This window comes from Rhizobium sp. BK538 (genome assembly GCF_014197575.1).
Lineage (GTDB): Bacteria > Pseudomonadota > Alphaproteobacteria > Rhizobiales > Rhizobiaceae > Rhizobium.
Map to the genome: position 1 here is coordinate 1 of NZ_JACIFT010000049.1, position 10,978 is coordinate 10,978.

General features: G+C 59.5%; 7 protein-coding genes and 1 pseudogene. 2 read left to right on the forward strand and 6 right to left on the reverse strand.

The features are described from left to right. Positions 1 to 174: pseudogene (locus tag FHX09_RS30230) on the forward strand (HlyD family type I secretion periplasmic adaptor subunit); the annotation flags it as partial. 325 nt (positions 175 to 499) lie between these two features. On the opposite strand, the gene FHX09_RS29125 reads toward FHX09_RS30230, so the two are convergent. From FHX09_RS29125 to FHX09_RS29145, 5 genes are all read right to left on the reverse strand, one after another. After that, the gene (locus FHX09_RS29125; protein ID WP_210294244.1) at positions 500 to 1,141 is read right to left on the reverse strand and encodes an Isoquinoline 1-oxidoreductase subunit; all 642 of its coding nucleotides are present in this window, start codon (positions 1,139 to 1,141) and stop codon (positions 500 to 502) included. Positions 1,142 to 1,143: 2 nt separating this feature from the next. Further along, positions 1,144 to 3,297 (reverse strand): molybdopterin cofactor-binding domain-containing protein, encoded by a 2,154-nt coding sequence (locus FHX09_RS29130; protein ID WP_183721839.1) that lies wholly within the window; start codon positions 3,295 to 3,297, stop codon positions 1,144 to 1,146. 5 nt (positions 3,298 to 3,302) lie between these two features. Next, a complete protein-coding gene (locus tag FHX09_RS29135; protein WP_184451088.1) occupies positions 3,303 to 3,761 on the reverse strand; it encodes a (2Fe-2S)-binding protein in 459 nt (152 codons plus the stop codon). A 323-nt stretch (positions 3,762 to 4,084) separates the two neighbouring features. Next, positions 4,085 to 7,579 (reverse strand): AAA family ATPase, encoded by a 3,495-nt coding sequence (locus FHX09_RS29140; protein ID WP_184451090.1) that lies wholly within the window; start codon positions 7,577 to 7,579, stop codon positions 4,085 to 4,087. Then, entirely contained in the window at positions 7,580 to 8,848 is a 1,269-nt protein-coding gene (locus tag FHX09_RS29145; protein ID WP_184451092.1) for a DNA repair exonuclease, read from the reverse strand. It abuts the gene before it with no gap. A 278-nt stretch (positions 8,849 to 9,126) separates the two neighbouring features. On the opposite strand from FHX09_RS29145, the gene FHX09_RS29150 reads away from it, so the two are divergent. After that, on the forward strand, positions 9,127 to 10,458 hold the full coding sequence (locus tag FHX09_RS29150; RefSeq protein ID WP_184451094.1) for a mechanosensitive ion channel domain-containing protein: 1,332 nt from the start codon (positions 9,127 to 9,129) through the stop codon (positions 10,456 to 10,458). A 401-nt stretch (positions 10,459 to 10,859) separates the two neighbouring features. Here the strand turns inward: FHX09_RS29150 and FHX09_RS29160 are convergent. Then, positions 10,860 to 10,978 (reverse strand): integrase core domain-containing protein (locus FHX09_RS29160; RefSeq protein WP_184451098.1); only part of this gene is annotated, 119 nt, incomplete at its 5' end.

Below are 10,978 nucleotides of genomic sequence, written 5' to 3' on the forward strand. Positions count from 1 at the left end.
CAGCCCTACTACCTCGCCTCCCTCTCCCTTAACGACCAGAACCTCCTCAAGGACAACAAACTCATCCCCGGAATGCCCGTCGAAGTCTTCGTCCAAACCGCAGAACGAACCGCTCTCTCATACCTCCTCAAGCCATTCACCGACCAGATGATGAAGGCATTCAGGGAGAAATGAGGGGACGACCCCAAGAGAGCAGAGGAAACGTGCGCACGCCATCGGCAAGTCTCCCGGTTATCAGCCGGCGGTACGAGAGCACTCCTCGACGCTCAAGCGGAGAACCTTTCTGTCATACGACTGGCGGCTGCGATCTTATGCAAGCGTCGCCAGGAAGACGACCTTTCGGCGTGTCTACCGGCCATGCCTCGATCGTCCTCGCTCTTTCGAACTCGTCATGGCGGATTGCGTTCCCGTCATTATCCTCGTGCCCACCCGGGGACGCCGAGGGTTGACATGCCACGCGTGGGAAGCGGGTCGGCACGGAGGGGAACAATCGTCCAGTTTAACTCGGACATTCGGCCCCCAGATCGATCCATGCCGAGATCAACGCCGCAAATGCCTCTTGTGAACCGGGAGGCGGAGCACGGCCGCTTCCCGGATGCCACGCCCAGCCGACGAGATGATCGGTCCCCATGTGACGGACCAGGTCAGCATGTGAACGATTGCCGTTGCGTGCTGGGTCCTTGACCTGCTGACATATTTCGCCGACGGTGAGCCCCTGCCAGGCCATGCTCGCAGGAGCGAGAGACCAGTGGGCATTGCCAGGGATCGACTTGAGACGGCTTCCGACGACACTCCGGTTCTCCGGACCGTGACAGGTACTACACACGAGACCCGCAGGCCCCAGCGAACTATCGGCTGCAATCATCAGTGGGACGTGCGGATGCATGTCATCGCCCTGCGTTGGGCGGCGCGTCGCCGGGTGACAGTTGATGCACCGGGGATGCGTCAGGACACGGCTGGCCTCTTCGAAGATTGCTTTTGAACGAGCAGCTTTGTCTTCGATCGAATTGAAGTCGGAAACGGTCTTCAAGCCGTTCTTCTGGGAGTTTTCAGCCTTGGTCTCCAACGGGCCCATGCCAGCAACGATCGCTACGGACGTCATGGCCGCCGTCACGAGGACGGCGATTGTTCTCTTCGTCATAATCACACCCTCCGCAATTTGGACTGGTCGATGGGCAGAGTGCGCAATCTCTCGCCGGTCGCCACGAAGATCGCGTTGAGCAACGATGGCGCAACGCCGGGTGTGCCGACTTCCCCGATACCTCCCGGGGCTTCCGAACTTGGAACGATGTAGACCTCGATCGACGGCGTCTCATGAATGCGCAGGACCGGCGAATCGTCAAAGTTGCTCTCAACGACGGCGCTGTTTTGTACGGTGATGCGGCCATAAAGTGCCGCGCTCAAGCCATAAATGATGCCGCTCTGGATTTGAGCCTCTATGGTGTCGGGATTGATGACCTGGCCGCAGTCGACAGCGCAGATGATACGGTCTGTGGTAAACGTTCCGTTGTCGTCTATGCTCACCTGCGAGATCATGGCCGCGAAGCTGCCGAAGTCCTCAGAAAGTGCAATTCCCCTTCCCTTTCCCTTTGGAAGCGCAGTAGCCCAGTTGGCTTTCTCCGCCGCAAGGTTCAGGGCCCCGAGTAGCCGCGGCTTCTGCTGCAATAGCCGCCTCCGGTATTCTAGCGGATCGACCCCGGCAATGTGAGCGAGTTCGTCGATGCTGCCTTCAACCGGCGGAATGTTGCGGGTCGCGCCGACGCCACGCCAGTTGCCCGTCAGCATCCCGTCCGGGGCTTCGTGACGTACGAAGTCGGTGTATTTGTTCGCGATATCGTAAGGCGATTCCGCGCCCCCCATAATGTCGAGGTCTATCCCATCGCGGGTGAATGCCGGCAGCCAGCGTGCCATGACCGAAGGGCCGATGACGCGATGACGCCAGGAAACGGGCATGCCATCCTGCCCGAGCGTCGCAGTGACCTTGCTATAGTTGAGATAGCGATAGCAATCGTGGCGGATGTCCTCTTCCCGGCTCCACGTCACCTTGACCGGGCCGTCAACCTGTTTTGCGATCTTCGCCGCCAGTATGATGCCATCGACGTCCAGCCTTCGGCCGAAGCCCCCGCCGAGCAGATGGTTATGAACGACCACCTTCTCGACCGGGAGCCCGGTCACATCTGCAACGGCCTGGCGTGCCCGTCCCATCACTTGGGTGCCTACCCAAACGTCGCATCCATCGTTACGAACGTGGAGGGTGCAGTTCATCGGCTCCATCGCCGTATGGGTAAGGATGGGCATGCGATACACGAATTGATGTACAGGCCCGTGCTCTGCCTCGGCCTTGGCGACGTCCCCCTCATTGATGTGCGCCAGGGCTTCGCCGCCAATCGCATCTTCGGCACGCCTTTCAAGCTCCGCCGATGAGACGTCACCGTGTGGGCCGGCGTTCCACTCGATGGAGAGAGCTGCCAGCCCCTTGCGCGCAGCGCCCGTATTGTCGGCGACGACTGCAACGGCATCCTCGGTTCGGACCACCTGTTTGACGCCTTTGACCTTCGTAGCGGGCTCGTCGTCGACCGAACCGAGCTTGCCGCCGAAATAGGGACAGATCGCAATCGCCGCATACGAGACGCCTTCCGGGCGCGCGTCGATCCCGAACTTGGCGGTCCCGTTAACCTTTTCCGGACTGTCGAGACGCCGGATGGACCTGCCTATCACGGCGAAGCTTGAGGCCGCTTTGAGGGGCACTTCCTGTGGCACGGCCTCCGAGGCGGCCGCCTCAATGAGGCTTCCATAGGCAGCGCGACGGCCGCTTTCCGCGTGGACAACGTGCGCGGCTTCGGCTTTGCAGCTCTCCGGCTGGACGCCCCAACCGCGCGCAGCAGCATTCACCAGCACAATCCGCGTGGCGGCACCTGCCTTGCGCATTTGCTCGTAGACGGCACGGATGGCTACCGACCCCCCGGTAATTTGATCGCCAAGAAGTGGATTTGCATATCGGGTCGGGTCTGCAGGCGCATGCTCGAGAACCACCTCTTCAAGCGGGACTTCCAACTCCTCCGCAAGGAGCATGGCTACCGCCGTGTAGATACCTTGCCCCATCTCCACGGAAGGCATGATGAAAACGATCTTGCCCTCGGCGGGGATGCGGATGAAGGGGCTCGGCTCCAAGGCCGCGACCGCGGCGGAGGATTTCTCTGGTTGAAGGCCGATGAGAAGTCCCGAGGCCGTCAGCGAGGCGCCGATGAAAAATTGCCGGCGCGAGATTGTGAGGTTGATTTTGTCGTGGAGCGACATGACAGCTACCTCGCCTCCGCAGCCTGTTTGATGGCAGCCCTGATGCGAGGATAAGTTCCGCATCGACAGATGTTTCCGGCCATTACGGCGTCAATGTCTTTGTCCGTCGGCGTGGCATTTGCGGCAAGCAATGCAGTTGCCGACATGATCTGGCCCGATTGACAATAGCCGCATTGAACGACATCGATGTCGAGCCAAGCCTTCTGTATCCGCGCGCCTGCCTCGGTTTCCCCGATGGCCTCGATCGTAGTGATCGGCTTGGCCGCCGCATCAGCAACGGGCATCACGCACGACCGGACTGGAACTCCGCCGACATGGACGGTGCACGCGCCACACATCGCAATGCCGCAGCCGAATTTCGTACCAGTGAGTCCGATCGTATCCCGTAGGACCCACAAAAGTGGAATGTCGCCATCGACGTCGACAGCGTAGTTCTTACCATTGACTGAAAGATCGAAAGACATCGCGAACCATCGGCTGGAGCCGTCCCCCTGTTGTAAACGCAAAGTGCAAGCAGGTTGCCAGCAAGATTAGCCGCCTGCCCCTGAAGCATTGTGAAATCTGGCGCACGCTGCCTGAGCGACAAGAGGGTAAACCGCTCCGCTTAGGAAAAGAGCGCCAAACGCCTTCTGCCAGCAGCCGGTCACCTGCGCCCCTCCATGCTGAACGAGGTGGGATACATTCACGTTGGGGCTTGTCAAAATGCCTATCCAGTATCATGCGAAACCTGGAGTGAGCTGGGACGACGGCAACGACTACGGATATTGATGTCTTGGTCGATATCCAATCATTCCGCCGCAACGACTTCCAACCGCCTGCCCGTCCCGACCTCGTCCAGGTTATGGACCCGAACTGAAGAGCAGACCTTCCGGGCAATCTCCGTCAAGTGCCGGTGATGCGTGAAGTAAATCACCTGTCCGTGCTGAGCCATCTCAGCGAATAACTTGAAGGCCTCCTCGGCGCGGAAGTCATCAAACGTCTCCATAATGTCGTCGGCAAGAAAAGGCACTGAGCCGCGACTGGTGACGAACTCGTGGTAACCTGCCACCCGGAGCGCGAGATAAAGCTGGAAACGGGCGCCCTTCGAAAGCTCGTTCGCCGCCTTCGATCCGCCACCGGCCGCGACGGCGATCAATACCTCTGCGTCCTTTCCCGGCTGAGCGGCGACGCCCTCGTAGGCGCCTCGGCTGATGGTCCTGAACGCCGACGACGCGCGGGCCATCATCCCGCTGCGATGCCTGTCCCTGTATATTCGAAGTGCGTGTTCGGCGGCCGCCACGCCGGCTCTAATCTCCATGTAGCGCCCGGCGCTTTCCGTGATCTCGAGCAGCAGGGTGCGCCGTTGCTCCTCGATTTCGGCGACCTTGGAGTCCCCTCCCACGGCGTCGAGCGCGTCCACGGCTTTGGATTTCGAATGATAGAGGTCGTGGCATCGGGCTTCTTGATCTTCGACGAGCGGTTTCAGCGTAGCGAGCTCTCTTTCCAGTTCGGTCCTGTCGCTCGCGGATAAAAGGCTTTCGACCGCCAGGATGTCCGAGGCGCCGGTCATCTCGACGAGCTGGTGTTCGAGGTCGAGTATCGCAACTTGCAACGCACGCCGCTGCGTCACGATCTCCAACGAGGACTCGACTTCGTCGAGGGTCGCCACCCGGAAATGATCCAGCATCGCACGTTGGCGGATCGCGGACACCTCACGCGACGAGGACAGCGCGCGTTCTTCCGCCCGCAGAGATTTGAGGTCTTCCTGAAGCTTCTCTCGGCGATCTTTGTCGAGGCCGGCCGTCTTCACCCGTTCTGCGATCGCATGGAAGAGTTCGCCCGGCGGTCCGCCGCAAGGTATCCCGAGGTTGCCGCAGACGCGATGAACATCCTCCTCGAATAGCGCCTGGTCCTTTTCCATCTTCTGGATACGGTCAAGGTATCCTTCCCTGGCATCGATCGCGGTAGCCAGCAGGTCGAGAATCTCCAGGATTTCCGTTACCGACTCCGGTCCCGGAACACTGTCCAGCTCGTCCAGCCAGCAATCCCCGCACAGCGACTTCCAGGTCGCAACCCAGCTCGACGCTGCCGCCTGCGCCTTGTCCGCCGCCTCGCGTCGCTCGGATTCCTCCTTTTCGAGGCGGGCAAGCTGCTGCACCGTGCTATCGTACGCGTTGTAGTCGTCCAGCACGTTTTCGCAGGCGGCGATCAACGCTCCCATTTCGGCGTCCGGATCGAAGGACACTCCTGCCCGGCTCATCGCGTCGGTCAAGAGACGCCTTGACCGGTTCAGCCTGTCTCTTGTCTCTGCAAGTTCCATCTCGATGGCTTGCACTTCCCCATGTGATCTTAAAGCGTCCTCGCGGCGCTGGAGCCATTCCGAGAACTCCGACGGCTCCATGGCTGCGCCAGAGGCAAAGGAAGCCGTGTACTCGCCGATCTCCGTCTTAATCTTCTCCAGTTCGCTCGACGCTTGCTGCAGTCGGTTGCGACAGGTGTCGATTTCCGCGCCGACGGCGGCCCGTCGATGGCCGAGCTGATGGAGCTTGCCTACTTCGGCAAAATACAGCAGTCGCCGTGACGTCAGATGGTCGTCCGTCTTCATAGCGGCTTCGAAGGCGTCGGCCGAGGCGGCGTCCAGACTGTTTCGATGAGCCGTCCAAGCTTCGTTGCGTTCTGCCCTCGCTGCAGAGGCGGCTGACTCGTCGATATCACCTGCCTGCCCTCGAACCGCACCTGTTTCGGCGTCGAGCTTCCTCGCCTCAGCTTCCAGACGGTCGAGATCGACGTTCGACGCGCGTACCACTTCTTCTGCCTGCTTGTGGCGGCTCTTCCAACTTTCGATCTTGGAGCCCGTCGGGCACGCAAACGCGGCAAGCTCTTCACCCGAGCCGCGCCAAGGCAAGAGCCTGGCCAGGGTTTGGGTAAAGGTGGCAGAGGTCTGTTCACGGCGTCTCATCAAAGAACGCAGCCCCAACTCTTCGTCGGAGCGCGGTATCGTTCTTATCATCGTCGCGAGCAGCTCGAACGCCTTTATCTTTTCCGGCGTGAGTTCTGCAAACCTGCCGAGGTTCGCGCGCTGTTCACACAACAGGCGGGCGACCTTGGCAAGCTCCTGCGAGGCAGTGACTGCATTGGCGTCGACCCCTGACTTCGATCCGATCAGCCCGCGTAGCTTTCCAACATGGGCGGCATCGAGGACCAATCTCGCAGGGGATGCTTCACCCGGCTTGCCAAGCCGGAGGAGCAGCGCGTCGATCGAGAGATCGGCGGCCTTTGCGGATATCCTTGGAATGTCCAGTTGGGCGGTCATGTAACGCGCCCGCAAGTTTGAGAGCTCATCCATGCGGGACGACATGCGCAATGCTGCGTCATCTACGACGAGACCAGCTATCCGATCTTCGAGTTCGAAGATCGCGCGTTCAAGGCCGCGACTTTTTACGTCGTACTCGATCTCGGCCTTTCGGAGTTCCGGCAGTTCCCGCCCCCAGCTCTCCGGCGCCTCGGGCATCTCCACAAGAGCGGCCAAGCGTTCCCTGGCGGCGCCAAGACGGGTCATAGGTGGGAGCGCCCCCAGGATACGTCTGATCTCGTCTATGCGGCCCTGCGTTCCGGCTCGTTCGGCTACAGCTTCGTCGTAACGTCGGCTGAATGAGACCTTCTCGCCCACGAGGCGAGCATAATCGCTTGCCTGTACGTCCAGCGCCTCACGCTCGGTCTTGAGCGAGATCAGCCTTGCTTTGAGGTCAGACAACACGCCGCTTCGCGCGCGATACTTGTAGAAGCCGTCCGCTTCGGTTCGGATCGACAGCAGCTCCCGGCTGAGCTCAGACAAACCAGCGCTGGCCGAGAATAAAAGCTGGCCAAGATCGCCCTTGCTCGCCAGAATCCCCTCGCCGCCTTTCTCCAGTGTGTCGTCGTCCAAGGAAAACATCGTGCTGAAGGCGTCGCGATCGATGCCGCCTAGGTCAGCCTTGATGAGCGTTTCCGCCAGAGGCCGATCCTCGCTGTCAAGCAAGCTGTTCTGGGGCCGCTTGATGCGTACGAACTCCCGATCGATCCCCGCTACGGTGACGTTCGCGCCTATCCGCATTGTCGGGTATGGATGCAGGAAGCCGTACCGGCTCGTGGTTCCTATCCCGAATATCAGATCGAGAATGGCGTCCAGGGATGTCGATTTGCCGGCTTCGTTCGGGCCGTAGACGACATGCAGGTCAGGCGACCCGTGCGGCTTGTCGCCGAAATCGAGCACCCCATCGGTGAACTTTCCATATCGGGTGAGATCGAGGCGGTTCAGGCGCATCTACTCGGCCTCGCGCGTTCTCAGGCGGGCCAGCACGCTCGCCGACCCCTCCCGGCCGAAGTTGGTCAGCATGTTCTCGAAGGCGTCCCGGTCGGCCCCAAAGATGTCGCGAAGCTCCGAGGGTAATTGACCTCTAAGTTCCTCCGCGATCTCGCGCAACTCGGCGCGGTATCCCGTCGAACCGTCGACTTCCTGCTTGATAATTGTTGCGAGCTCTGCGAGTGCATCGCACGACACGCCATCGCCTTCCCCCGCTGGGGAAGTTGCGATCTGCACCTTATCGATCCACGTCTTGCCAATGATCGATCCACGCGTCTCCATTTCGGTCCGTAGCAGGTCCGCATCCCGCCGCATCCGCCAGGAAAGCACGCTGGTTCCAGTGAGATGGATGCGGGCGACCAGATGGTCAGCGGAAACTGTTCCACGCATCCGCTCCAGTTCTACATTAATTCTCTCGACCAAGTCCTTCCATTCGTTGACACCAGTGACATTAACGACGAGCCTCTCGAACTGGGCGACGCACGTCTGACGCTCCTCGATATCGATGGAGCGGTCGTCCCTTATTGTCACCAGGGAGATGGATTTCGGACCATCTTCATTGATGTCCCTTCCCTGCGGCATGCCAGGCATGACAATCGCTGATGATAGATCCTCAACGATCGACCGCTTGTGAATGTGGCCAAGCGCCCAATAGCGGAAACCACTCTGCTGAAGATCGGCGACGCTGCATGGAGCATAAGGATCGTGCTTCTCGGATCCGCCGAGGCTTGTATGCATGACACCGATGTTGACCGTATCGGGCAGCGGAATGGCGTAGTGCCGCAGCAGACTTTCGGGCGCGTGCGGCTTGGCGAAACTGAGACCGTGAATTGCGACCGGAAACTCGCCAGGAGCGCGATCTATCGCTACGACTTCTGCAGCCGCTCCGAAAACCTTCACGCTGTCGGGCATCACCAGTTCCGTCGTGATTTTCGACAGGGCGTCGTGATTGCCCCGGATGAGGAAGGTTCTGATCCCGGCCTCATGCAGTCGACGGAGCTGCTCCGCTAGGAAGCGTGCCGTCTTCATGGACGTCTGATCGCCGTCATATAGATCGCCCGCCAGCACAAGCGCGTCGACTCGTTCTTCAAGGCAGAGATCGATGATCCGTACGAACGCACGCCTCGTCGCTAATCCAATAAGCTCGGATAGTTCGGGATTACGCAGCGCGAGCGTTCTCAACGGCGAGTCGAGGTGAATGTCAGCCGTGTGCAGGAAGCGATAGGTCAAGTTGGAACCTCATCCATTGCGCCTGATTGATAAGGCAACGCTGGGATTCGCGCCAGAACATATTCGCGTTTTGTTCTCTTCTCCACAGCATAGTTGGTCGACGCAAACCCGACCGTGGCGAGCGTCGGTGTCCGGTCGTCGTCCCAGTTCCCATGGCTTTGCCGGGGGGGCAGGAACCATCCTTGTCTCATTCGAGTTTTCAATAATGTCAGCGCATTCGGTTTTGAGAGAACTGGATGCCGCGGGTTGTTCCTGCAGAAATTTTGACGAGAAAGGCGATGGATTTTCAAGAAACGGTCAATGCGACTGGATACTGGCTGCAAACCGTCGTTCTGAACGAGTGGACGGTCTATCAGGCCGTCGTGGTTGTAGCGGGCTACCTGTTTTGCGGTTTCCTGGCAAAACGGATAGAGCCTGCATTGGAGACCCGCGCGCGCACGATCAAAGGAAACCCCGATCTGCTCCGCGTCATCATCGCCTTCATGAGGCGGCTGCGCTGGCTCTTCTTGATCGTATGGCTCTGGATCGCCGATGTGATCCTGTCGCGATTCGGATGGCCCTCGTACCGGTGGCTGGTGGGCATAGCGCTTACGCTCGTGGCGGCGTGGTTTGTGATCGCGGTGCTGACGCGCATAATCAGAAACCAAATGCTCGCAAGGGTCGTTGCGGTCGCGGGCTGGTTCTATTTTGCACTGTACGCACTTGGGCTGGATCAGGCGATCCTCACCGCCCTTGATGGCGTTGCCGTCAACCTCGGTGCTGCCCGTCTTTCGATGTTGCTGGTCTTGAAGGCCATCGTCCTTTCTGCCGCGCTGGTCTGGCTGGCCGTTCTGATCGGTAGCATGTCATCCCATTGGATACAGAACTCTGCGGATCTCACACCATCGCTAAAAGTCCTCATCAGCAAGCTCATCAAGATCAGCTTGATCGGTCTGGCGATTGCGGTCGCCCTCTCTGCGACAGGCATCGACCTGACAGCCCTCACGATTTTTTCGGGTGCCGTCGGCGTCGGCATCGGTTTCGGCCTGCAGAAAGTGGTCTCCAACTTCATTTCCGGAATCATCATCCTTCTCGATAAGTCGATCAAACCGGGCGACACGATTACGCTTGGAGAAACCTTCGGCGCGATCCGCGACCTACGCTCCCGTTTCGTCTCCGTTATCACGAGAGATGGGAAAGAGTACCTGATCCCGAACGAAGATTTTATTTCTCAGCAGGTCGTCAACTGGTCCTTTTCCAGCGAGTATGTCCGCATCGAGGTCGATTTTGGCACCTCGTACGACAGCGACCCACACGAGGTTGCCCGCATTGCGGCCGAAGCTGCGAAGACCATTCCGCGCGTTGCCAGTGCCCACGCCCAGCCGGTCTGTTGGATGACCGCATTTGGTTCATCGTCGCTCGACTTCAAACTGAGATTCTGGATCTCCGACCCGAGCAACGGGCTGACCAATGTCCGCGGTCAGGTCCTGATGGCATTGTGGGATGCGTTCAAGGCGGCCGGTATTTCAATCCCGTTCCCGCATCGTGAGATTATCATGAAGACACCTGTGGAGGTCGTGGATTCACTCGAACGCAGCGAAGAAATGCGGCGCGGGCGGCATCGAGTGTGATGTCCTGTCCAGCCTTGACGGTGGAGCCGATGACATTGAGGTCGGTCTCCCGCGCCGTGAGCGTCACATCGGTGCCGGCCGTCAGCGCCGAGGCGACGTTGAGCTCGGAGGCCTGCTCACAACGACCTTGCTTGTTGAAATATTCTAATTGGTTGTTGGCCACTCCAATCCATCGGCAAACTTTCGATGCCAATATTCTCGTATATAAGGCTCGTCGAGCCGGTCGAATTCGCGAACGAAAACATCCAACTTCTGTCCGAGAGAAATGTTGTGTTTGAACGAAACTTCAGCAAGTGCTGATTGAATACGCGACCTACCCAGTCCGCCATGACGGAGCGGGAGAGCTGGCTCGGTTTGTCTGAACAGATTGCGGCGTTTCGCTAAGTGGATTTCCGCCTCGATTATGCCGCCACCATCATTGGGGTCAGCGCGTTGAAGTAAGCCTGATCCGGCGTCTGCCGGTCAAGGGATGAATGTGGACGTCGGGTATTGTAAAAGGTCAGATAGCGGCCGATGCCAG